Annotated in this window: 20 protein-coding genes; 12 read left to right on the plus strand and 8 right to left on the minus strand. The window is 39.5% G+C overall.

Going from position 1 to position 25,069, the window contains the following annotated elements; all coding sequences use genetic code 11:
* Window positions 1-311 precede the first annotated feature (311 nt).
* The 5 genes from GR160_RS14360 to GR160_RS14380 are packed head-to-tail and all read left to right on the plus strand — an operon-like array spanning window position 312 to window position 4,778.
* Window positions 312-746, plus strand: coding sequence for a response regulator (locus GR160_RS14360; protein WP_160750582.1), 435 nt, complete (start codon window positions 312-314; stop codon window positions 744-746).
* 8 nt (window positions 747-754) lie between these two features.
* On the plus strand, window positions 755-1,354 hold the full coding sequence (locus GR160_RS14365) for a biliverdin-producing heme oxygenase (protein ID WP_160750583.1): 600 nt from the start codon (window positions 755-757) through the stop codon (window positions 1,352-1,354).
* Window positions 1,355-1,359: 5 nt separating this feature from the next.
* Complete coding sequence (locus tag GR160_RS14370) at window positions 1,360-3,618, plus strand: ATP-binding protein (RefSeq protein WP_160750584.1); 2,259 nt, start codon at window positions 1,360-1,362, stop codon at window positions 3,616-3,618.
* Between the two features lie 8 nt (window positions 3,619-3,626).
* Window positions 3,627-4,169 carry a Crp/Fnr family transcriptional regulator gene (locus tag GR160_RS14375; protein WP_160750585.1) on the plus strand — a complete coding sequence of 181 codons (543 nt, stop codon included), beginning with the start codon at window positions 3,627-3,629 and terminating at the stop codon, window positions 4,167-4,169.
* A 60-nt stretch (window positions 4,170-4,229) separates the two neighbouring features.
* A complete protein-coding gene (locus GR160_RS14380) occupies window positions 4,230-4,778 on the plus strand; it encodes a DinB family protein (RefSeq protein ID WP_160750586.1) in 549 nt (182 codons plus the stop codon).
* Between the two features lie 102 nt (window positions 4,779-4,880).
* Here the strand turns inward: GR160_RS14380 and GR160_RS14385 are convergent, their stop codons facing one another.
* The 4 genes from GR160_RS14385 to GR160_RS14400 all read right to left on the minus strand — a co-directional run bounded on the left by GR160_RS14385 (window position 4,881) and on the right by GR160_RS14400 (window position 8,577).
* A complete protein-coding gene (locus tag GR160_RS14385; protein WP_160750587.1) occupies window positions 4,881-6,422 on the minus strand; it encodes a T9SS-dependent choice-of-anchor J family protein in 1,542 nt (513 codons plus the stop codon).
* 283 nt (window positions 6,423-6,705) lie between these two features.
* Complete coding sequence (locus GR160_RS14390; protein ID WP_160750588.1) at window positions 6,706-7,191, minus strand: hypothetical protein; 486 nt, start codon at window positions 7,189-7,191, stop codon at window positions 6,706-6,708.
* A 102-nt stretch (window positions 7,192-7,293) separates the two neighbouring features.
* Entirely contained in the window at window positions 7,294-7,794 is a 501-nt protein-coding gene (locus GR160_RS14395) for a hypothetical protein (protein WP_160750589.1), read from the minus strand.
* Window positions 7,795-7,812: 18 nt separating this feature from the next.
* Window positions 7,813-8,577 (minus strand): MBL fold metallo-hydrolase, encoded by a 765-nt coding sequence (locus GR160_RS14400; protein WP_160750590.1) that lies wholly within the window; start codon window positions 8,575-8,577, stop codon window positions 7,813-7,815.
* A gap of 86 nt (window positions 8,578-8,663) precedes the next feature.
* On the opposite strand from GR160_RS14400, the gene GR160_RS14405 reads away from it, so the two are divergent.
* Window positions 8,664-10,136 (plus strand): TonB-dependent receptor, encoded by a 1,473-nt coding sequence (locus GR160_RS14405; RefSeq protein WP_160750591.1) that lies wholly within the window; start codon window positions 8,664-8,666, stop codon window positions 10,134-10,136.
* Between the two features lie 68 nt (window positions 10,137-10,204).
* The gene (locus GR160_RS14410) at window positions 10,205-10,984 is read left to right on the plus strand and encodes a 5'-methylthioadenosine/adenosylhomocysteine nucleosidase (RefSeq protein WP_160750592.1); all 780 of its coding nucleotides are present in this window, start codon (window positions 10,205-10,207) and stop codon (window positions 10,982-10,984) included.
* On the opposite strand, the gene GR160_RS14415 is transcribed toward GR160_RS14410, so the two are convergent.
* A complete protein-coding gene (locus GR160_RS14415; protein WP_160750593.1) occupies window positions 10,981-11,682 on the minus strand; it encodes a LytTR family DNA-binding domain-containing protein in 702 nt (233 codons plus the stop codon). The two genes, GR160_RS14410 and GR160_RS14415, sit on opposite strands and share 4 nt — an antisense overlap.
* Complete coding sequence (locus GR160_RS14420) at window positions 11,658-12,650, minus strand: sensor histidine kinase (RefSeq protein WP_160750594.1); 993 nt, start codon at window positions 12,648-12,650, stop codon at window positions 11,658-11,660. Before GR160_RS14420 ends, GR160_RS14415 begins: the two co-directional genes overlap by 25 nt.
* Before the next feature lie 154 nt (window positions 12,651-12,804).
* On the opposite strand from GR160_RS14420, the gene GR160_RS14425 reads away from it, so the two are divergent.
* The 4 genes from GR160_RS14425 to GR160_RS14440 all read left to right on the plus strand — a co-directional run bounded on the left by GR160_RS14425 (window position 12,805) and on the right by GR160_RS14440 (window position 17,827).
* Window positions 12,805-15,180: a TonB-dependent receptor gene (locus GR160_RS14425; protein WP_160750595.1), complete on the plus strand. Its 2,376-nt coding sequence runs from the start codon at window positions 12,805-12,807 to the stop codon at window positions 15,178-15,180.
* Between the two features lie 12 nt (window positions 15,181-15,192).
* A complete protein-coding gene (locus GR160_RS14430; RefSeq protein ID WP_160750596.1) occupies window positions 15,193-16,011 on the plus strand; it encodes a DUF4249 domain-containing protein in 819 nt (272 codons plus the stop codon).
* 126 nt (window positions 16,012-16,137) lie between these two features.
* Window positions 16,138-16,800: a thiamine diphosphokinase gene (locus tag GR160_RS14435; RefSeq protein ID WP_160750597.1), complete on the plus strand. Its 663-nt coding sequence runs from the start codon at window positions 16,138-16,140 to the stop codon at window positions 16,798-16,800.
* Between the two features lie 97 nt (window positions 16,801-16,897).
* Window positions 16,898-17,827: a hypothetical protein gene (locus GR160_RS14440; protein WP_160750598.1), complete on the plus strand. Its 930-nt coding sequence runs from the start codon at window positions 16,898-16,900 to the stop codon at window positions 17,825-17,827.
* 83 nt (window positions 17,828-17,910) lie between these two features.
* Here GR160_RS14440 and GR160_RS14445 read toward each other — a convergent pair whose 3' ends face one another.
* Complete coding sequence (locus tag GR160_RS14445) at window positions 17,911-18,153, minus strand: hypothetical protein (protein ID WP_160750599.1); 243 nt, start codon at window positions 18,151-18,153, stop codon at window positions 17,911-17,913.
* A gap of 551 nt (window positions 18,154-18,704) precedes the next feature.
* On the opposite strand from GR160_RS14445, the gene GR160_RS14450 reads away from it, so the two are divergent.
* Complete coding sequence (locus GR160_RS14450) at window positions 18,705-23,882, plus strand: GEVED domain-containing protein (RefSeq protein WP_160750600.1); 5,178 nt, start codon at window positions 18,705-18,707, stop codon at window positions 23,880-23,882.
* Between the two features lie 91 nt (window positions 23,883-23,973).
* On the opposite strand, the gene GR160_RS14455 is transcribed toward GR160_RS14450, so the two are convergent.
* Window positions 23,974-25,020: a hypothetical protein gene (locus tag GR160_RS14455; RefSeq protein WP_160750601.1), complete on the minus strand. Its 1,047-nt coding sequence runs from the start codon at window positions 25,018-25,020 to the stop codon at window positions 23,974-23,976.
* Between the last annotated feature and the right edge of the window lie 49 nt (window positions 25,021-25,069).

Below are 25,069 nucleotides of genomic sequence, written 5' to 3' on the forward strand. Positions count from 1 at the left end.
TACAAAATCGTCAACTAAGAAATAGATAGCCCCTATAAAAGCCAATATCGATATAATAAATACAATTGCCCTCATCACAAATACTTGTTAAACAATTACAAAAATACTAAACATGTATCATTTAAATATTATAACATTGTGTAAAATATGTTATAGTTAGTTTATAACTAAACTATTAAAAAATAGATTTCGCACAAAATCAACGCTATTAAAAAAAGGTTAAAAAGTTATATCAAAAATTTAAATACTTAATTAAATGCCATACATTTGTTGTATATGCCCGTTTAGTATTATTTTAAATTTCTGGTCTTATGAAGAAGGATCTCACAATATTTTACACTGACGACGACCATGACGACCTTGAGTTTTTTGTTGAGATTGTTAACGAGATCAGCGAAAGCTATAATGTTATAACACAATCTAACGGAAATGAGCTTATACACGCTCTTGACAACCCTCCCCCTACCCCTTATGTAATTTTTCTTGACATTAACATGCCCGGCATTAATGGTCTTGAAGTTTTACAAAAAGTAAGAGAATCAAACAGCTCCAATGTTTTACCTATAATTATGTTCTCAACCTCAAATGACGAGGCAATTATAGAAAAAAGCCGAAACCTTGGCGCAAGTTACTACATGCCAAAATCAGGAATTTTTGACCAACTCAAAAAATCCATCGAACATGCACTTTCAATAAACTGGGATATTTTTAAACCTACCCAGCACAATTTTGTATATACCTATTAAATTTTAAAATGAGTACAACTTTTACAGCGCCTGCTTTTTTAGAAAACCTGCGCAATGCAACATCACAATCACACACTGCCCTTGAGGCTTTACCGGTTTCTGTTTCTATAACAAACCCTAGCGTATCTAATGAAGATTATGCTCTTTACCTTAGCCTTATGCTTGATGTGGTAAAGGATGCAGAAGAAAACATATTCCCTACGGCTCACAAAGCTATTGAAGGCCTTGACATACACCCGAAAGCCCACTTTATTGAGGCCGACCTTAAATATCTTAACTACACCAAGGAACAGTCCTTTAAACCACTTTCTTCTAAATTAGAAAATCTTACACCTGCTTTTGCATTGGGTGTATTGTATGTAATAGAAGGATCGTCTCTTGGTGGCCGCGTTATACTAAAAAACATTAACAATGCTCTTGGCCACGATGCTAATGGCGGTGCTACATATTTTGAAGGCTATGGCGGACAAACAGGCAGCCATTGGAAAGCGTTTTTAGGAAGCCTTATTGGTTATGAAACACAAAACAATGCCGGAGAAGAAATAATTGCAGGCGCAAACTTTGCCTTTGATGCTATTGCTGAACACCTAACAGCAAACGCTCAGTAATTTTTATGCAGATAAAAGATATTGTAAACCGCGATATTGTAAACCTAACCAACTGCGAGCAGGAACCAATACACATTCCGGGCAGCATACAGCCGCATGGATTTTTACTTGGCCTGAAAGAGCAGTCGCTGCTAATAGATTACTGCAGTGCAAACACGGCACAATATTTAAGCCTGTTCCATACACAACTGTTGGGACAAACTTTTAACGCGGTATTTGGCGAAGACCAAAAACAACTTCTTTTACAATATATAAGCGATGAGCTTATGCTCTCGTCATCCCTACTCCGGCTTACACTTGCCGGAGTAGATTTTTTATGCACACTGCATAACAGCAACGGCATTTACATACTTGAAGGCGAACCTGTAAACATACAGACTACACCAGCGCATGAGGCTTATGACCAAACGTCGCAGTTTTTAACCTACATGCACGACACTCATACACTAAAAGAGCTTTGCCAGCTAGTTGCTAATGGAACACGCCAAATTACGGGTTATGACAGGGTAATGATATACCGTTTTGATGCCGATTATAATGGCGAGGTTTTTGCCGAAAGATGCCGCGAAGATCTTGAACCTTTTTTGGGGCTTCATTATCCGCATACCGACATACCGCCGCAGGCAAGAGAGTTATATAAAAAAAATCTGCTGAGGCTTATAACTGACATAGACTACACTCCTGTACCCGTCTTTACTATTGATGATTCACAAAACAAGAACCTCGACCTAAGCCTTGCTATTTTGCGAAGCACATCGCCAATACATGTACAATACCTGCACAATATGGGTGTTGGAGCTACATTAACCATATCGTTAATGCACCAAAAAAAGCTATGGGGTCTTATTGCCTGCCATCATTATTCTCCGAAAAATTTAAGTCCGGAAATCAGGCTTGCAGCGCAACTACAGGGGCATTTTATAACCTCTCAAATCGATGTCCGCCAGGCCTCAGAAGAATATGAAGTTTCAAGAAAGGTAAACATTGCCTTAGAAAAACTGAACAGCAATGTTTTAGACAGTACCTGTGCATTACAAAAAATCGTAGAAAGCAACGACATACTAACGCTGTGCAATGCATCGGGAGTATCGGTTGTATTTAATGGTGAAGTATTTAAAAGCGGGCACACCCCTAATAACGATGACGTATTAAAACTTGCCTCGTGGCTGGCGCTATACAGCAACCACAGTAGTTTTAGTACTAATAAACTGGTAGATTATTTACCTGAATATAGGGAGATGTGCCAAAACACATCGGGAATTATATATCACTCATTAGAAATAGAGAGCGACAATTGTATTATTTGGTACAGGCCTGAAACAAAAACCGAAGTACACTGGGCAGGAGATCCTTCAAAATCTATTATCAAAGACCAAAAAGGATTATCACCCCGAAACTCATTTTCTCTTTGGAAAGAACTTGTAGAGTGCACAAGCAAGCCATGGCTGCAACCGGAACTCGACACTGCTGCATCTTATGCTTACAGCCTGCAAAGGCAAATAACCCTGCTTATTATTACACAGGAAGAGCTTAAATACAGAAAACTGAGTGAACTGCTTAAGCAAACCAACTCTGAACTTGAAAACATAAACTGGATAAGCACACACGACCTACAGGAACCCCTGCGTAAAATACAACTTATAGCTTCGAGGATATTAACCAAAGAAGAGCAAATGTCTATAAATGTACAGGATGCCATAAAACGCATGGATGCATCAGCAAACCGCATGCAAACTTTGCTCATAGACATACTTAAATACACACGAATTAAGCATAGTGCCGATGCCATAGTGCCTGTTGACCTTAATAAGCTGATACAGGAAGTTATTACAGAAATGGGTGAGGCAATACACGAAAAAACTGCTGAGATATTTACAGACAACCTACCGGAAATTCAGGGAATACCGTTCCTGCTAAAGCAACTATTTTCTAACCTCATTGCAAATTCACTAAAATATGCCAAGCCGGAAGTTAATCCGATAATAAAAATTACATCAAACCATCAGCCCGAAATTTTTAGGGCAGACGACAATACGCTTTACCGCATTATATATTTGGCCGATAACGGCATTGGTTTTGAGCAGCATTTTGCCGAATCTATATTCAATATTTTCACCCGTCTGCATTCTTCCCAGGTATACCGAGGATCGGGAGTAGGACTCGCCCTATGTAAAAAAATAATGCAAAACCATAACGGACATATCTCAGCATCAAGCGCGCCTGATGAAGGTACAGTAATAAGCCTATATTTTCCGGTAAACTAAATCAGAGTATGGACGTGCAGTCAATTTTATTAAACAGGATAGAACAGCACGGAAACCTTTGGCAGGAAGAAAAAATACACCTTAAACGGAACCAAACACTTATAAAGGCAGGCAGCATTTGCAGCAACATCTATTTTGTTACTGATGGAGCTTTACGCATTTTTTATCAAACCCCACAAGGAGACAATACCATACGTTTTGCCTATAAAGGATCGCTATTTACTCAACTGGATTCATTATTAACAGAGAAACCATCGGTATATAGTGTTGAAGCATTACGCAAAACTACTTTAATAGAAATGCCTAAAGAAGCCTTTACGGCCTTTATAGATAGTGATATTCAAAATTTGCAATTATGGAACGCCCTACTCTCCTACACTATTGTACAATTACTGGAGCGTGAAACCGATTTACTTGCTACTACCCCAAAAGAGCGTTATGAAAGGGTGTTTATGCGTTCCCCACAGCTTTTTCAGCATATACCACACAAGCACATTGCCGCTTATTTAAGAATGGCTCCCGAGACATTATCGCGCCTGAAAAAATCTTGATTCCAATCAATATTTTTAAAATGGTTAAATTGCAACTTTGCAGCTATTTAATCATTTATCATGAAAACCAACAGTACAATTTTATTAAAAGAGCTACTTTCCATTGCCCGAAAAGGCAACGAAAACATTAATGCATTAAAGCTGCTTAAGCATGATCAACTCAACATGAAGCCACATAGCGGTGGATGGAGCATATTAGAATGCCTTGAACATCTCAACCTTTACGCTGCTTTCTACCTTCCTGAAATCGAAAGCACCCTAAATACAGCCGCAACGCCCCAGCAAGCTTTTAAAAGCGGTTTTATTGGAAATATGCTTGTAAACATGGTAAAGCCAAAAGAGCAACTAAAAAAAATGAAGACTTTTAAAGCTATGGATCCAAAAGGTGAAGTATTAGGTAAAGATGTGGTTAACATCTTTTCAGCGAACCATTCGAAGCTTATTTATTTGCTGCAAAAGGCAGCCAATAATGATCTTAATAAAGCCGGAACAGCAGTTACCTTTACTAAGCTTATAAAACTAAAAACAGGCGATGCGCTCCGTTTTATGACATACCACCATCAAAGACATTTAATACAGGCAATGCGTATAATCAACACTTCCCAATAAAGAACTAATTACAGCATACTACAAATTATCTTTGAAAATGATAATCAATAAAAAAGCCCCTTTGCAGGGGCTTTTAACTTATATGTTATGAACTAATTGTAATTAGTTTTTAACGATTTTTCTTGTTGTAGTACCTTTATCTGAAGCGATAGTTAGCATGTAAACACCAGAAGCAAGATCTGAAACGTTTACAGTAGCTTCACTTACACCATCAAATTTAGCAGTTTTAACTGTACGCCCGTTAAGGTCAGCAACAGTAAGGCTGCTTACAAGAGCGTTAGCGTTTGCAACTGTTACAACATTTGTAGCAGGGTTAGGGAATACAGAGAACTCTTTAAGGTCTGCATTATCAAAGCCAGCAGTTGGAGAAGTAAGAGTAAAGTTGTCTATTGCTAAATACCCACGGTTAGTTTGTGTTTGAGCATCAGCCCTGTAACGGATAGAGAAATAATATACACCTGCATTAGCAAAGGTATAAGTATATGTAACTTGAGTCCAAGCTGTAGATGCAGCAGGAGGAACAATACCAACTGTCCTTATTGCTATAGTTTGTGCAGCAACCGTTTGAGCCGTACCTGCATAAACACCAAAATTAACATTGCCACCACCAGATCCTTCTAAAGCTATTTTTCTAACCCAAAACGACACTGTAACTACTTGGCCAGCCTCTACGTTTATACCTCTTGAAATTGCATAACAGTCTGAAGCTGCACCATAGTTTCCTGCTATAAGAGCAAGATCACCTTCCTGCGGTGTAAATGTTACAGCAGGAGTAGTAGTAGTAGTAAAACCTGCTGACTGAGCCCATAAAGCACCATTAGCACCTGCTGTAGACCTTAAAGGAGTAAAACCATTTAGGTTAGCTGTTTCAAAACCATAAGCATAGTTAAGGTTAGTAGGCTCAAATGGTGTAGTAAAGTTTATTGGACCAGCCCATTCGCTATAGTCACCATTACCACAATTAGTTCTTATGTAAAAATCATAGTCAGTACCTGAAGTAAGACCTTCTAACTGAGCAAGAGCTTCAGAAAGTTCAAGCGAAGTACCTGTACCCTGATCAAAACCATCAACACCATATTCTACCTCATAACCTTCAGGAATACCTGTAGCAGGGTCATCCCAAGTAAGGGATACAGTTGTAAAAGTAGGCGCGTCTGCATAAGTAAATCCTGTAGGAGAGAAACATGATGTTGGAGTTATAGTAACCTCAAAATCAAAACCATCAGCCTCCCAACGGTCATCAAAAGTAAAGTAATAAACTGTACCGGCAACAGCCTGTATAGTAAGATCGCTTAAATAGTTATTATCATCAACATCATCAATACCGTCAACACAGGTAAGAGCTGAACAGTCTCCTGTGTATACAGAAATCCTTGTATCACCACCGGCATTAACCTCCAGGTTAGAGTTAATTCTTATTAAAGCATTTTCAGTAGCTGGATAAATATACCAATTAGCTGCAGTTCCCATCGTTGCCCAGCAACCACCTGCTGTTGGCAAAGATCCTGAAATACCATCTACAGTATAAGTTGTTGTTCCTGTACCTGTTAATTCGATGGGTTCGTCACAGCTAAAACCTGTTTGCGCTTCCATCGTAAAGAAAGAGCCTAATAGCATAGCTCCCAAAAGTAATCGTCTTTTCATGATGATAGTTTTTAATTTTTCCCAAAAATAATAAAAAATATATTCGTTACAATTTATTTATAGTTAATTTAAGACAAAAAAGCTTATTAAAAGCAAAATAATCTTCATAAATAACTGATTTTTATCATCTTGAAACATGTAGTAATTCTCTTATTTAACACTTAGAAATATAATAATACCTTAACAATAAAGCTGGTACACTTTATTAAAGGTATTCAAGACTATATTTAAGCTAAAAAAAAGAGGAAAATTAAATACACTAATATAACTCCTCAATCAAATACTATTTTACTGTATCTGAACTTATCGGGATTACCTCAGCAGGAACATCTACAGTAAATCCATCTTCACTATAATCTCCTGTAATCTGCCCCTGTTGCACAGCCTCTGCTCCGGCAAACATGGTCTTACCATCTTTGCTTAATTTATATCCATTTTGCGCAAACAGCGACCAATGTGCATCTTTATAAGCACCATTTTTAGATTCTTTTTTTAACATTACCGATTTGGTACTATTTGGTAAAAAAAGTTCGGCACGATCGCCGTCTTCTTCAAAAATAACGTAGGCGCTTTTTAAGTCGCTTTCGCTTTCCAGTTGCTCAATACTGTTAAGACGGTAGCATTCCTCTACCGGGCGTATGCACTCCTCTTTAAGAACAGACCACCTGTATCCGGCCGATGTTACACAGCCATTTTCGTCTTTATCGTTGCCAAGCACCACATTTTTGTTACTGTTGGGTGCTTCGCTTCCTGTTTGCCTCTTTTTCATTATGTAATCGCACGAAGAAAACAGGCATAAACAGATTATAACTACTATGGCGGGCTTTTTCATTATCCGGAAATTAAACACAGTACTAAGATACAAAATTTATTAATATGGAGTAAACGGATGCAGGTTTGTAAGGCCGTTTTCGAAGGTTATACTGCCATCGCTTTCTACAAAATACTTTATAATCACCTCGCCCCATTGCATACCGTTCGTAAAATCAGCAATGATCCAGCGGTTATTCAGCACTTTAAATTTGTTTATGGTAAAAGCTCTCCCTTCTGCCGGCGGATATTGCGCCAACGGGTTGCCATTAGGGTTGCTGTTTTGCTTATAAACAGCATCTCTTATAGCTATGTTTAACTTTTTAATATCGGTTCCGGCAAAATACTGCACCGCATTACTGTTGTGTTCTAACGAAAAATAATCCGCCTCATCTATCAGCGCTGCGTTGGCCTTAAGGCTGTCCTGTACGGTTTTTACTTTATGCTGCATATCGGCAATGCGCTTGTCTTCATACTTTTGCTTGTTGGTAAAGTACATGTAAGTAAACACATTGATGATTAACGAAAATATAAACAGGTAAAGAAACAACTGCTTTTTCATGATCTATTTTTATATAGTTTATAAGGTTATTTGAAGATTATCATAAGCTAAAAATACATTTTCAGGCAATGTCGGTTCTACCTCCGCATGGAATCCCATGAGATGACTGATATGAGTAAGATAGGCGCGTTCGGGCTTTACCTGCTCAATAAAAAATAATGCCTCTTCTAAATTAAAATGCGAATGGTGTGGCTCGTGCCTCAACGCATTAACAACCAAAACTTTTAGCCCTTCAAGCTTTTTAATTTCGCTTTCTGCGATGGTTTTAACATCGGTCAGATAGGCAAAATCGCCAATGCGGTAACCAAAGATATCAAGGTTGCCATGCCCAATGGTTATGGGAACTGCTTTTTTATTACCAACAGCAAAAGGCTTATCATGTTCTACTTCATTTATGGTAACGGACGGAGCTCCCGGATACTTATTTTCTTCCTCAAAAATATAATCAAAACGCTTTTTAAGGTTTTCTATTACCCTGCGGTGTGCAAAAATTGGGATGTTACCTTGTTTAAAGAAAAATGGCCGGATGTCGTCGAGCCCAAGTGTATGATCAGAATGTTCGTGAGTGTACAAAATACCGTCTATTTTAGGGCAGGCACTCGTTAGCATCTGCTGCCTGAAATCAGGACCGCAGTCTATAACAAAACTGTAATCTTCCCAATACACCCATACCGACACCCTTAAACGCTTGTCGCGGGGGTCGTTGCTAAGGCATACAGGATGCGTGCTGCCTATTACGGGTATGCCCTGGGAGGTTCCGGTACCTAAAAACCAAACATTCAAAACTGTTTATTTTTTTACACAAAAATAGCATTATTGTTTTATTAAACGCAGTGTTTTCCTAACTTTGCAATATATCTTTCACAGCCATGAAATTAACTGACACTGATATTACCCTTAAAGGCGATAGAATTATTGCCCACGTACCTTCTATAAAGGATAAAGCCCTTCGCATAAACCTCAACGAACACATTTATGGCACTTTTGCCGAAATTGGTGCCGGACAGGAAACCGTTAGGCACTTTTTTAGATCGGGAGGCGCTTCTAACACCATAGCAAAAGCGATGTCTGCCTATGATAAAGATTTTAGTGATGCCATTTATGGTGGAGAAATCGATGGCAGGTATGTTACCGAAAGCAGACTAAAAAAAATGCTTGCGCACGAAGTTCGCATTATGGAGGAAAGGCTAAAACGCGACAAACACCCCAGCAAATTGTTTTTTAGTTATGCCAATACTGTTGCAACCATAGACTTTGCCAAACAATTTAAAGGCCACGGCTGGGTCGGGATAAAATATCAGGTAGAGCCGGACGAAGATTATAACGAAATAACACTGCACATTCGCTTTAAAGAAACCGATGCACGACTGCAACAGGAAACTTTGGGGATATTGGGTGTAAACCTTATATATGGGGCTTTTTATAAATATAACGACCCTAAAAAACTACTACGCTATCTTTATGACCACCTCGATAAAGACCAGCTTGAAATAGATACTATAAACTTTAGTGGCCCGCGCTTTGCCGATGTAGACAACAGGCTGATGAGCCTGCAACTGGTTAAGAACGGCATGACCGATGCTGTAATGTTTGACCCTACAGGGCACAATGTATTGCCTGCTGCTGTACTGTATAAAAAGAACATACTTGCGCTTAGGGGAAGTTTTAGGCCGGTTACGAAAGTAAACATGGACATGTATGAGAAATCATATAAAATGTTTCTTGAAGAGAATAAGGTAGATAAAGATAAAACCCTTGTGGTTTTCGAAATCACGTTGAGCAACCTTCGATCTGAAGGAGAGATCGACGAACGCGACTTTATGGACAGGGCTGAACTTTTGTGCTCGCTTGGACAAAACGTAATGATATCTAACTTTCAGGAATATTATAAGGTAGTAGAATATTTTTCGAGCTACACCAAAGCCCGTATGGGTCTTGCTATGGGGGTAAGTAACCTTATTGATATTTTTGACGAAAAATACTACCGTCACCTGAGCGGAGGCATACTTGAAGCTTTTGGTAAATTATTTTACCGCGACCTTAAAGTGTATCTGTACCCAATGAAAGACGAGCATGGCGAGGTTATAGATTCTCAAAACCTTAAGGTACACCCAAGGATGAAAGAACTTTACAAGTTCTTTAAATTTAACGGCAAGGTTGTAAACATACCAGACGTTAACCCTGACTACCTTGATATCTTCTCTCGCGAGGTGCTAAAAATGATAAGCAAAGGCAAACCGGGCTGGGAAAAAATGCTGCCGCCGGGTATTGCAGAAGTTATTAAACAAAACTACCTGTTTGGTTACGACCCTAAAAAGGTGCTGGTAGAACAGGAAAAATAAACTAAAATAGTATTCAAATACAAAAATCCTCTTTAATGGGGATTTTTTGTTTTTCATATTTTTCGATTATGACTAAACCAATCATAGGCATAATGGGTGCCATGCCGCAGGAAATATCAGGTGTTATTGAACTTTTAGACAATCCTGTAAGCACTACCATTGGCAGCCGCACTTACACTACCGGAACCATTAACAGCATAGATACAGTAGTTGTATTTTCGCGCTGGGGTAAAGTTTCCGCTACAGCTACGGTATCGGCTTTAATACATCATTTTAATATTACCGAACTTATTTTTACAGGTGTTGCTGGCGCTATAAATCATCAGCTAAATATTGGCGATATTGTTATAGGGCAAAAGCTAATACAACATGATATGGATGCCCGCCCGCTAATGAAGCAGTTTGAAATTCCGCTGTTAAGCAAAACATATATTGAAACAAACCCTGACCAACTTACTATCGCCCAAAAGGCTATTGAGCGCCTACTTCAAAACGATACTATTAGTAACGCAGTAGGTAGAGAGGTTTTGAACAGTTTTAATATTATTGCTCCAAAATTTTATACTGGAGAGATAGCCAGCGGCGACCGCTTTTTTGCCAATAACGATCAAAAGGACAATTTACTTGCAGCATTGCCAGATGTTTTGTGTGTAGAGATGGAAGGCGCCGCAGTAGCACAGGTGTGTTATGAATATGATATTCCGTTTACAGTTATAAGAACAATATCAGACAGTGCGAACGATACTTCGCATATCGATTTCCCTGTATTTATAAAAAAGGTTTCAAGCCAGTACTCGGTAGTAATAATACAGGCTATTTACAATATATATACTGATACCCAAGATTAGTTTTTGGGCAATTGATTGAGCAATATCTGATATTTGCGCCCCACCGGAAGGGTTACTCCATTTTTTAAAACAATCTCGCCAACTGTAAAACTTTGCACGTGAGCCGTATTTGCAATATAGGATTTATGAACCCGTATAAATCCTGCTGCATTTACCTGATCGTGTATTGCCAAAAGTGATGCATACACCACAACAGCCCTTGTATCTGATGTTAAATGTATTTTTACATAATTGCCAAGACTTTCAATATAGAGCACATCAGTAAGGGCAATTTCAGGGTCGGTCTTATTTATTTTAAGGTGTGTATTTACGTCCATCGGTGCGCTACGTTTGGCATCACAAAAAATAATAGCTTTTTGCACAGCTTTATTAAATGCCATTAGCGATATTGGCTTTATTAAATAATCTACCGCATCGTGGGTGTATGATTCTAAAGCGAAATCAGTATAGGCAGTAGTAACAATAGTAACAGGCCGCAAAGAGAGTTGCTCCATGAGCTCTACACCATTTAGCAATGGCATGTTTATATCCAGAAAAAGCATATCAAATTCCTGCTCTGCCATAAGTTTTAAGGCCTCGACACCATTGTGTGCACTGGCAGCATACTCAAGTCTTTCGTGTTTTTGTATGTGCGATCTTATTACGTTATGAGCCGGCTGTTCATCATCTACTATCAGGCAGCGGTATGTAGTTTGCATAGCTTAAGTTTATAATTATAAATACTGCCTGTTTTTGTATAAGTGCAGTCATAATCTAAAGACAGTAAATCAAGCCTCCGTTTAAGGTTTGCCAGTCCAAGCCCTGTACCAAAACTTTTAGATCCTTGTGGCAGGCAACTGTTCTGTATAGCAAACACAAGGCAATCGTCGTCCATTTCCCAATCTATTGCTATAAAAGGCTGAGGAGTTTCCATAGAAAACTTTACTGCGTTCTCAACCAATGGCATAAAAAGCAACGGCGGAACGCTAAGCTTTGTGTTTAACGGAATATTGCTATTGTTTGTAACCACTAATTTGGCATTTTTGTAAATACTATAATCCAAATATTTTTTCACAAAATCCATTTCGCTTTTTAAAGATACCGTTGTGGTTTTAGCAGCTTCTATCTGGTAGCGTAAAAGCTCAGATAGTTGCAATATCCTTTCAGGCATATCTTCAGGATGGCTAAGCGATTCGCCATATAAATTGTTCATTGCGTTTAGCAAAAAATGCGGATTTAACTGCTGCTTCAAAAAATCCAGCTCTGTTTGGGTCATTGCCAACTGGCGGTTGGTGGAAATAACATTTTGCGTTATCCATAAATGGATAAAATAAAAACCCGATCCAACAAATGCAGACAAAAATTGTTTCAGCCCTCTTGTAAAAGGAGTAATTTCCGGATTTCTGGAAAAGTCAAAATGATAAGCTATTACAATCATGAGCAACCAATATAAACTGAAGAAAATAACAAAACGTTTGTAATGGTTTGTTTGCAGCATACCTTTTATAAAAAGCAGGTTACTAACAATTATAGCAGCATAGAATGAGAACATGGAATACGTAAGCCTTAATATCCTCTCGTCATCAGGACCTTCAAAATAATTCACCAAAAGTATGGCGCCATAAATAAACCCTACTATAAACAGGTTCCTGAACCATATATTTTCGTACCGAAGGTAATTTTTCATAAAAACAAAATTAAAGCATTTAGGATGCAGCCAATTTTATATTCGGCTTTTTATACAAACGGCGTTAGTATAATAAATGTAACACATTATAATTTTGTAAGACTAATACAGTTTATACATTATAATTTTACCCAAAATCATCAATCAATAAAACATGAACAGGACTTTTTATCTGTATTTTTTAATGGCGCTTTTCTCGGCCATTTCAGGTTTTTCGCAGGAAAAATTTACCCTTAGCGGCACCATTGCCGACGGTGCCAACAAAGAAACCCTAATTGGAGCAAGTGTATATATTAAAGAAACCAAAACTGCAGTTTCTACCAATGCATCGGGCTTTTACACTATTACGCTTCCGGCAGGAACCTATACACTACAGGTTAGCTACGTTAGTTTTGGAACCATCGAGCAAACAGTTGTACTTAACAAAAACACTAAAAAGAACTTTAGCCTTACCAGCAGTACCGAAGAGCTAAACGAAGTTGTAATATCTCAAAACGCTAAACGGGCAAATATTAAAAGTCCCGAAATGAGTGTAAATAAGCTTACAGCACAGGATATTAAAAAGATCCCTGTTGTTATGGGAGAGGTAGATGTTATCCGGTCGTTAATGGCACTGCCCGGGGTTACCAACGGCGGCGAAGGCGCATCAGGATTTAATGTGCGTGGTGGTGCAGCCGATCAAAACCTTATACTTATGGACGATGCCACACTGTTTAATTCGTCGCACCTTTTTGGCTTTTTCTCTGTTTTTAATGCCGATGCTATAAAAGACCTTAACCTCTATAAAGGAGGTATTCCGGCACGCTATGGCGGCAGGGTATCATCTGTACTTGATATTAACCAGCGCGATGGCAGCACCGAAGACTATCATGCCATTGGTGGTATTGGGCTTATATCGAGCCGCCTTGTTGCCGAAGGCCCCATCAATAAAGGTAAAGGATCTTTTCTTGTTGGCGGGCGTACGTCTTATGCGCACCTTTTCCTTAAACTGGCAGACAACGATAATACTGCCTATTTTTATGACCTGAACATGAGGCTTAAATATAACTTTAACGAAAAGAACAAAATATACCTGTCCGGATATTTAGGCCGCGATATACTAAAAATAAACGAAAGCTTTAGCAATGTGTATGGCAATACGGTTTTAAACTTTGGCTGGAACCACAGCTTTAGCGACGCACTTAGCTCAAATATGGCTGTTATGTATAGTGATTATTTATATGGCATGCAGCTTGATTTTGTAGGTTTTGACTGGGACTCCGGCATTGAGAGTTTTACGTTTAAATATGATTTTAAACATAAGTTAAACGACAGGTTTAAGCTTACCTATGGTGCGAGTGGTATATACTACAACTTTAATCCGGGTACGATTACTCCAAGCACGGCAGATTCGGGTGTAAATGCCGACCAGCTTGACCGCAAATATGCGTTTGAAACAGCATTTTATCTTGATGCTACGAACGAAATTACCGATAAGCTTCAGGTAACCTATGGCCTGCGTTACAGCATGTTTAACCGTTTGGGCTCGCAAACATTAAATATTTATGAAAACAATCAGGCAGTGGTATTTAATGACGAGCTTAAAATTTACGAAAAAGCTACTCCTATAGGCACCCGCAGTTATGGACGCAACGAGACTATTGCCCATTTTGGAAATTTTGAACCGCGCGCAGCCATATCCTACCAACTGGCAGAAGAGCAATCTGTTAAGCTTAGCTATAACCGCATGGCACAATACCTGCACCTTATATCTAATACGGCCTCGGCTACACCACTTGATGTGTGGGCACCAAGCGATAATTTTATAAAACCCCAAATTTTAGACCAGGTGGCCATGGGGTATTTCAGGAACTTTAAAAATGATGCCTATGCACTCGAAACCGAAGTGTTTTATAAAACCCTTAAAAACCGCGTAGACTATATAGATGGTGCCGACCTTATTGCCAACGAAGCCATAGAGCAGGTTGTTTTGCCAGGCAAAGCAAGGGCTTATGGCCTTGAGATTTTGGTTAGAAAAAACACAGGCAAGCTTACAGGCTGGGTGGCCTATACCCTATCTCGGGCTGAACAGCAAACACCGGGACGCACCCCTAACGAAAGCGGCATAAACAATGGCAAGTGGTATCATACAGGCTATGACAAACTGCACAACCTGTCGGTAACAGGATCGTATGCCTATACTGATAAATGGTCTTTTTCGGGCATGTTTGCGTTGCAATCCGGTCAGCCTGTAACCTACCCTAACGGTCAATACCAATATGGCGATATCAACATTCCAAGTTATGGTCCGCGCAACGAAGACAGGCTTCCAGCATATCATCACCTTGATATTTCGGCCACCTACAACCCTAAGCCGGAAAAGAAAAAAGGCTGGCAAGGCGAATGGGTATTTAGCATTTACAACCTGTATAACAGGCAAAATGCGGCATCTATATCATTCCGTCAAAACGAAGATACAGGTAATAACGAGGCCGTGCGCCTGTCTATTTTTGGTATGATACCAAGTGTTACGTATAACTTTAAATTTTAAATGGCAATCATCATGAAAAACATACAATATATATCTTTACTTTTCATACTAATGCTTTTTGCATCGTGTGAAGAGGTGGTTAACGTAGACCTTGACACGGCCCCTCCCCGACTGGTTGTTGAAGCCTCTATAGACTGGGTTAAAGGCACAAGCGGCAGCGATCAAACCATTAAGCTTACAAAAACGAGAGGGTATTATGACACTGTTATACCGATTGTTGAGGGTGCTACGGTTTTTGTTACCAACAGCACAGGCGAGGTTTTTAATTTTACTGAAGAGGCCGGAACCGGGAGGTACAACTGCACAAACTTTAGGCCTGTTGTGAACGAAACGTATGTGCTTACTGTAGTTAGCGAAGGACAAACTTATACCGCTACCGAAAAAATGTATGCCGCACCCGATATTACAAGAACCATACAAAATAATGAAGGTGGTATTTTAGGAGAGAATATAGAAATTCGTTTTTTCTATAATGATTTTCCCGGGCAAGACAATTATTACCTTACCCGTTTTGAAGCTCCGGTAATTCCGTTTCCTGAATATGAACTTGCCGATGATGAGTTTTTTCAGGGGAATGAAATGTTTGACTGGTTCTCTGACGAAGACCTTGCACCCGGACATGTGGTTAGCATCAGGCTGCACGGCATATCGCAACGTTATTATGAATATATGAATGTGTTACTTGAAGCAGCGGGCGGTGGCGGCGGACCATTCTCGGCAGTTCCGGTTGCAGCAAGGGGCAATCTTGTAAACCAGGACAACACTGCAAATTATGCCTTGGGCTACTTTAGGCTTTGCGAGGTGTCTGCATTGCAGGTAACGGTTCAGTAAAAAAATCATTAGGTTTAAATAAAGTCCGTTATGGTGCTTAACAGTACTGTAACGGATTTTTTCATTCCCGTTATAAAGTGTCCTGATCTTTTATTTTAAATTATATTTGCGCAACAATAACAATACATGTCATCACACCATATAGTTAGAGACGATCAGGAGCCTGCATTAATAATTGCAAACGGGGCAGCATGCAGCCGGGAACTTTTGGGGCAATTGCTGGAATGGTCTCCTCTTGTAATTGTTTTAGACAGTGCCATGAGCCGTGTTATGGAACTGGGTATTAAAGTAGATGTGCTATTGGGCGACTTTGACCGTGGTTTTAATCCCGAATATTACAGGGAACAGCAATATCCACTGGAAATTGTATATACTCCGGATCAGGATAAAACAGATCTTGAAAAAGCATGCGACTATCTTGTTAGCCGAAACTTCACAGCTGTAAATGTAATATGGGCCACCGGACGCCGCGCCGACCACACTATTACAAACATTACAAATATTGTCCGTTTTAAGGATAAGCTAAAAATTGTAATACTTGATGACAACTCCAAAGTTTTTGTATTACCCCAAAAATATGAAAAGTGGTATCCTGCAGGGACACCAATATCTTTAATACCGGTTGGTATAGTGGAGGGCATTACGTCGACTAACCTTAAATATCAACTAAATAACGATACGCTAACTATAGGCCATCGCACAGGAAGCAGCAATGAAGCACTTACAGATGGCATTGTATCTATTGAATATACTACCGGTGATTTGCTCATGATGGAGTGTTTTGATTAAAAGTTGCTGCATAAAGAAGTTGTAAAATAGACGTATAAATACGGAATCTGTTTTAACAAAATTTTCATTATTATTGCAGCCTTATTAAAAGATCACCATGAAAAAATTTTTACTTACTATTATTTCAATCGGTCTGTTAGCAGCATGCAGTGGCGGCGATAGCGAAAGTGTACCAACATGCAGTGCAGTAACAGCTATAAATGTTGTACAACGTGCAGGAGATATTGATTTCAGCGTTACCACAACCGGAGGCATATATACTGAAATAAGTATAGTACCTGTTGTATCAGGCAATACTAATCCGGATTATGGTAATCTTATAACTCTTGAATCAGCAAGCAAATCTTTTAAAATTTTAGGAGACATCAATACATCCGGTCAGGTATTGTTGTACGCACGTTCAGTTTGCGACGGCAACGTTAAAGGCCCATGGTTTGGCCCTAAGCCTTTTACAATTGCAGATTATTGTGAAACACCAAGAGATCTTAACGTATCTTACGGGCAGTTTACATGGCGATACGATTCTCCTTTAAACAATATTGCAGCCTCAACCTATCAGGTAGAATATGGCATACAGGGTTTTACGGTAGGAACCGGAACTAAAATTACTGTTAACAACCCTATGTGCACAACATTTTCGTTGCTTGCAGGAAACAATTATGATTTTTATGTGAGGGCATATTGTGTAAACAATGTAGGATATGGCAATTATGCAGGTCCGTATACTTATTATGCCGAAAGTAGCTACAATGCATGCCAACCTCCCACAAATATTACATATACTTCTACGTCTAATGGTGCTACAACCCGTAATACACAACTTATATGGAGCGGCAACGGAGAAAGTAGGTTTGAGCATGTATGCGTTGTTCGTGGCAATAGTATTAGCAATGGCACTATACATTTATCTTATAATAATCAGGCTGCTTACAACCTTAGCATTTATAATGACTACGATTTTTATGTTAGGCCTGTATGTGGTAACGGCAATACAACAGCCTGGGTAAAAAGAGAGATCGATTTTTAATACAAAAACTAATTCTCATATCATAAACAAAAACATCCTGCAATTGCAGGATGTTTTTGTTTATGATAAATGCTGTAACGGATTTAACGCGCATTTTTGTAATTATAATATTGCCTTATCGTCATCATGTCTTTTTGGGAATGCTTCCTGCCATAAGATATAAAAGCCAATATGCCTCCAATAACAACACAGCACATAAGGAACACAAATATGCTGCTTATTAAAAAGTTGCTGAAACTTATGTTATCAAAAGAAAAGTTATTAAAAATAAGATAGCCTAAAAATAACAGAACTATCACGACTCCAAAAAAGTAAAGTATTTTCATAGACATTCTTATTAATATTTAAGACTATTGATTTTTAAACTGGCTCAAATTTCTTAAATATATATCTTACCTCCCACAACTTTAATACTATATAACTTTTGATTAAGAAATTTTTAGAAGAAAAAAGCCACAAATTAAGTTTTACAAAAAGCAACAGGTATTTTGATAGATACAAGTCGGTATAAATATTTTTTTTGGTAAGATGGTAATCAAAAAAAACGTTTACATCTTCTTGAATTTAACTTTACATTTAACAAACAAAACACTCTAATAAAACAACAAAAACATCGGTTTAAACATCTAAAAGAAACAAAACAGCAATAAATCATGGTTTAATACAGCTGTTTGTTATAAAAAAGTCAATTTCACCTAAAGGTAACATTAAATATTTCTTAAATATTTCATAAGTAAAAAAGGTAAAACCACAACACCGTTATCAAAAAATCACAAAACCATCACATAAACTGATTTTTATTTAATTAACCATATCCCTCATAATGCTTTTACTGATAATTTGTATTTTTAGAGCACATCAAAATTATTTGTAAAAAATGAAAAAAAACTACAACTTTTTATCACGGGGACACCACGACCAACAGTGGCCACCGGGTCATGACCGGTTCCCTAATGTTAAAAAAACAGTGATGCTTTTAGGAGCATTGCTTTTAATGTTAAATTGGGCACCTGCCTTTGCTCAGGTACCCGGAGATACTTGCGCTACTGCAATTGATCTTGCTACCCTAACAAGCCCTTTTAGTGGCACAACTGTGGGTGCTACTAATGATTTTTTACCAACATGTAATGGTACGAACACAGCACCCGACCTGTTTTATTCAATTGTTGTTCCTAACGGTTACAGGCTAAATATTGGCCAGACAGTAAACAACTACGACTCTGTTCACTCTGTATTTTACGGATCTTGTGGTACACAAACACAAATTCGTTGTACGGATGATCCGGACACACCAACAGATGGTACAACATCTCAGGTTGAATGGACAAACACTACCGGAACAACTCAAACCGTGTACTGGGTTCAGGACGGTTACAACACAAGTAACGGTACATTTACATTACAGTGGACGTTAACCGCTCCACCAGCATGTGTTGTCCCTAATACTTTAAGTGTAGTGTTAAATACAGATGGTACAGCGAATTTTAGCTGGGTAGCCCCTAATGCAGGCGGAACTCCAACAGGATATGAATATGCAGTTACATCATCGGCTACACCACCTGCAAGCGGCACAGGTGTTACTGCTACAAGTGTAACAGGATATACAGACATCCAACCTTCTACACTTTATTACCTGCATGTGCGCACAGCTTGTGGCACAGATGGATTTAGTGAATGGGTAACTTCAACTCCTTTCCAGAATCTTCCCGGAGATTCATGTATCAACGCAATAGATCTTGCTACTCTTACAAGTCCTTACAGTGGTACAACCGTAGGTGCGTTAAACGACAGCAACTATACATGTGCTGGGGGTAACACATCTCCTGATTTGTTCTTCTACATAGAAGTACCTAACGGATATACTTTAGTTATTGGTCAAACAGAAAATGGTTATGATTCTGAAAACTATGTGGCTTATGGCACAACCTGCCCAGGTACAACACAAATTGCCTGTTTTGATGATCCCGATGTACAAAACATCACATGGGTAAATACTACAGGAACTACACAAAATGTTTACTGGATACAGGATGGTTACAATAACAACGTACAGGTAGGAACATTTACCCTTGCATGGACGCTAACAGCACCTCCAACATGTGTTGTTCCGATGAACGTTACAGTAGTTCCCGATGTTGACAATACTGCTAATCTAAGCTGGGTTGCACCAACTGCAGGTGGAACACCTGTAGGGTACGAATATGCTGTTACAACATCTGCAACACCTCCTGCAAGCGGTACTGCAACTACTGCAACCAGTATTACAGATTATACCGGTATTGCGCCAACTACAATATACTACCTTCATGTTCGCACAAACTGTGGCGCAACAGACGGATACAGTGAGTGGGTAACTTCTGCTCCTTTCCAGAGCCTTGTGGGTGATAACTGCCAAAGCGCAATAAACCTTGGTACTCTTACAAGCCCTATAACTGCAAGCACTGTAGGATTTAACAACGACAGCACTTATACATGTGCCGGCGGAAATACATCTCCTGATATATTTTATTACATAGAAGTACCAAACGGATATACTTTAGTAATAGGACAAACAGAAAATGGCTACGATTCAGAAAACTATGTGGCTTATGGTACTACCTGCCCGGGCACTACGCAAATTGCATGTTTTGACGACCCTGATACAACAACCGTTACATGGGTTAACACTACAGGAGAAACTCAAAATGTGTACTGGATTCAGGATGGTTATAATAACAATGCACAGGTAGGAACATTTACACTTGCATGGACACTTACACCTCCACCTACATGTGTTGTGCCTACACAGGTTACAGCAGTAGCAGACCTTAACGGTACTGCCGATCTTAGCTGGGTAGCTCCAACAGCAGGCGGAACTCCAACAGGATATGAATATGCTGTTACGACATCGGCTACACCTCCTGCAACAGGTACTGCAATTACAGAAACATCTGTTACAGATTATCCTGGTATTGCTGCTTCTACAACCTATTACCTGCACGTTCGTACAAACTGTGGTAATGATGGTTACAGCGAATGGGTAACTTCTACCGCTTTCCAAAGCCTTGTGGGCGATACTTGCGAAAGTGCTATAAACCTTGCTACACTTACAAGCCCTATAACAGCAAGTACTGTAGGATTTAATAATGACAGCACTTATACATGTGCCGGAGGTAATACATCTCCAGATATATTCTATTATATAGAAGTACCTGTAGGATATACATTAGTAATAGGTCAGACTTCTAACAACTATGACTCTGAAAACTATGTAGCTTATGGCACTACCTGTCCGGGTACAACACAAATTGCATGTTTTGATGACCCGGATGTACAAAACATTACATGGGAGAACACAACAGGCAGCACACAAAATGTATACTGGATACAGGACGGATACAATGTGATTACACAGGCAGGTACTTTTACACTTGCGTGGACACTTACAGCTCCTCCTGCATGTAACATTCCTACTGTACTTACAGCAAACTTAACATCTACTACTACTGTAAACCTTGCCTGGGGTGCACCTGTAACAGGAACTCCTACAGGATACGAATATGCTGTAACAACATCTAATACACCTCCTGCAAGTGGTACTGCTACTACAGAACTTTCTGTAACAGGTGCTACAGCAACGGCATTTGCAACAAACTATGTATATGTTCGTACTAATTGTGGTAATGACGGATACAGCGAGTGGGTAAGAACTTCATTCTATGCAGGTCACTGTGTACCTGCCCCTACAAGTGTAGACGGCACAGGTATTACAAACTTCTCTTTAGGCACTATCAACAACACTACTGGTACTGAAACTAACAACTATGGCGATTATACTGCTCAGGTTGCTAACGCTGGCCAGGGTACTATACAAACTTTCAGTGTTACTTTTACTACAGGAGCCGCTACTTACGACTCTAAAGTTTGGGTTGACTGGAATAATGACCTTGACTTTACTGATGAGGGTGAAGAAGTATTTGTTGGCACAACCGGCGGAGCAACAAACAACACACTTACAGGTACATTTACTGTTCCTTTAACTGCTGCTTTAGGACCACACCGTTTAAGGGTTGGTGGTGTTGATTTTGGCCCGGCTACACCGTGCTGGACAGCAACATGGGGTAGCTTTGAAGATTATACTTTAAATGTTACAGACCCACCTTCATGTTTTACTCCTCAAACTCCAAGGGGCGAGGGTGTAGCAAGCAATACGGCTAACCTTAGCTGGTCTGCACCTCTTTCAGGTACACCGGAAGGTTATGAATATTATGTATCTACATCTTCAGGTACACCACCGGCATCAGGAACTCCAACAACAGGAACTTCTGTAACAGGCTATACAGGTATAATAGATAATACATTATATTATCTTTATGTAAGAACAAACTGTGGCAATGGCGATTACAGCGAATGGATCGTTTCTCCAGGCTTCAGGTTCTTAATGGGAGATATATGTGCAAGCGCTATAAACCTTGGTGCTCAAAGCAACCCGTATTCTTATACAACTGTTGGTGCCAACCACGACAGCACTTATACATGTGCTAACGGTAACACAGCTCCAGACCTTTATTACTATATTGAAGTTCCAAACGGTTATACTTTAACAATAGGCCAGACTGAGAACGGTTATGATTCAGAAAACTATGTATCGTATGGTACATCTTGTGCATCGACAACACAAATAGCTTGTTTTGACGATCCGGATATCCAAAACATTACATGGGAGAACTTAACAGGAAGCACACAAAATGTTTACTGGATACAGGACGGTTACCTAAACAACACTAATGCAGGTACGTTTACACTTGCCTGGGAATTAGTTGGTCCTGTAACTTGCGACGTTCCTCGCGAGCCAGTTGTATCTTTAACTTCTCCTTCTACTGCTAACATTAGCTGGACAGCTCCTAACACAGGATCTCCTGCAGGCTATGAGTATGCCGTAACAACATCTCAGGCTCCGCCTGCAAGCGGCTATACATTTACTGCCGACCTTGCCGTAACAGGTGTAGCTGTAACTCCAAACGCTACTAACTACCTACATGTAAGGTCTAACTGTGGCGATGTAGACGGCAACAGCCTTTGGGTAAGCACAAGCTTCTTTGGCGGCTACTGTATCCCTACAAACAACGGCAGTACAGCTAACTACATTAGCGGTGTGTCTACAACTACTGCCTTGGTAGATTTCTCTAACACAGGTACTGGTTTTAGCGGATATACAGATTATTCTGCTCAATATTCTGTTACTACGTATGCAGCAGGATCATTTGGTATCGTAGCAACGCACCCAACGGGTACAGCTACTTATTCTGTATGGGTAGACTGGAATAATGACTTTGATTTTGACGATCCGGGAGAAACTGAAATTGTTTCTAACTTCCTTGTATCTCCTGCAGCAATTGGTAACGTAACTGTTCCTGCTAATGCAGCTCAGGGTAGCTACAGGATGAGGATAAGAAATGCAAACCTTGGTACTCCAACTCCTGTTTGTGGTAACTTTACATTTGGTGAGGCTGAAGATTATACTCTGATTGTAGGTCCAACTCCAACATGTTTTGAGCCTTATGGTCTTGAGATTACAACTATTGATGCTACAACAGTAGATCTAAGCTGGGGTGTTCCTGTATTAGGTAACCCACCTGCCGGATATCAGTATGTATTTGGTCCGTCGGCTACTCCACCGGCAGAAGGAAGTAACTACGATTACAGCACAATATCATATGTTGGTGGCGTTACTTATAACCCTGCAGTTTCTAACTACCTATACGTACGTAGCGTATGTGGCGAAGGAGACTACAGCCAATGGGTAAACACTGCAATACTTGATATAGATGCTCCTGAAACTATTGCTAACAGCATTATAGTGTATAAAGAAGGTAATAACATAAACATTACTTCTGCTAATAATACACTAATAACCGGTGTTACTCTTTTTGATACACGCGGCAGAAAACTGCACACAGAAAACGGTATCAATTCAATACAGGCTGTTATAAACGGTATGCAGATACAACAACAGGTAATTATCGTACAGATAAATACTGAAAAAGGTAAAGTAAGCAAAAGGATAGTATTCTAATTCTTTTCTAAACCGAACCAAAATAAAGATCCCCATGCAATTTTTGCATGGGGATTTTCTTTTTAAGGCTAAATCTTATTTTATTTTAAGCTTACCTGTTCCTGAAATAGCCAACTCTTACACCATTGCTATTTACAAGATACCCTCCGTTTGCTACATATACTTTATAAGAATCATGATCAGAAAGCATCATGTTGTATCCCCTTTTATCCGATTTATAAAGGCTTGCCACCAAATATACTTTATCGTTCTCTACCTGGATAAGATTACCCTTATTGGTAAGATAATATTTATTATTGGGATCGGCATTAAAATGCGCCTCGCTAACCACATTGCCTGATTGTATACTTTGTTGTATTTTTTTTGTGCGTGAAGTTGTCGATGCTGTAATTGGTCTTGCCGTTGCTTTTTGCTCAGGACTAACAGTAGCCGGGCTTACCGTTTTTTGTTTTGGAGCAGTATAAGCAATCGCAGCTTTAGACTCGGCAACAACTTGCGTTGGAGGTGCTTTTACTGCAGTGCTCTCAGTTACTGTTGCAGCTACTCCTTTTGCAGGTGCCGCATTGTTCCATCCGGTTGCAATAAACGCCAGCCTGTCCTTTTTGGGAGGATGTGTATGTGACCCTTTAATAGACGATATTAATGCCATAACCGCTTGGGCATCTTTTAACGGGGCACCCATTTTTTGCAGTACAAAACCGCTAAACTCATCGGCATCCAGTTCGGTTTGGGGGCGACTACCCACATTATCAAGCGTATGCCCGTTAAGGTGGTGACCAATTTCGTGGGCAAAAATGCTAATAGCAGCCCAGTTGCTTCCGGTAGCGCCGTTTATTTTATTCATGTAATCCGGGTTATACAATATAAAACGCTTGCCCTGCAACATTACGGCAGCCGCATTGGGCACATTTGCAGCACGCAACTCAAAATTGGCTTTAAGCCCTATAACCGACATGATCTTTTTAACCACCTTTTGAGCAGCACCATCAGCCTCAAAGGCCACGATATCACCCGAAATATCCTCACCAAAATAACTGCACATGTGCGTATATTTTGCCGAACCAAATTGTTTTTGTGCCACAGCAGGCAGCATGCAGCACAAAGCTGCAATAACAGTGCAGAGTTTAATGCTTCTCATTTCATTGACAGGATAAAATGTATTGACTTATAACCCATTAACGCAAAAG

The sequence above is a fragment of the Flavobacterium sp. Sd200 genome, from assembly GCF_009826935.1.
Lineage (GTDB): Bacteria > Bacteroidota > Bacteroidia > Flavobacteriales > Flavobacteriaceae > Flavobacterium.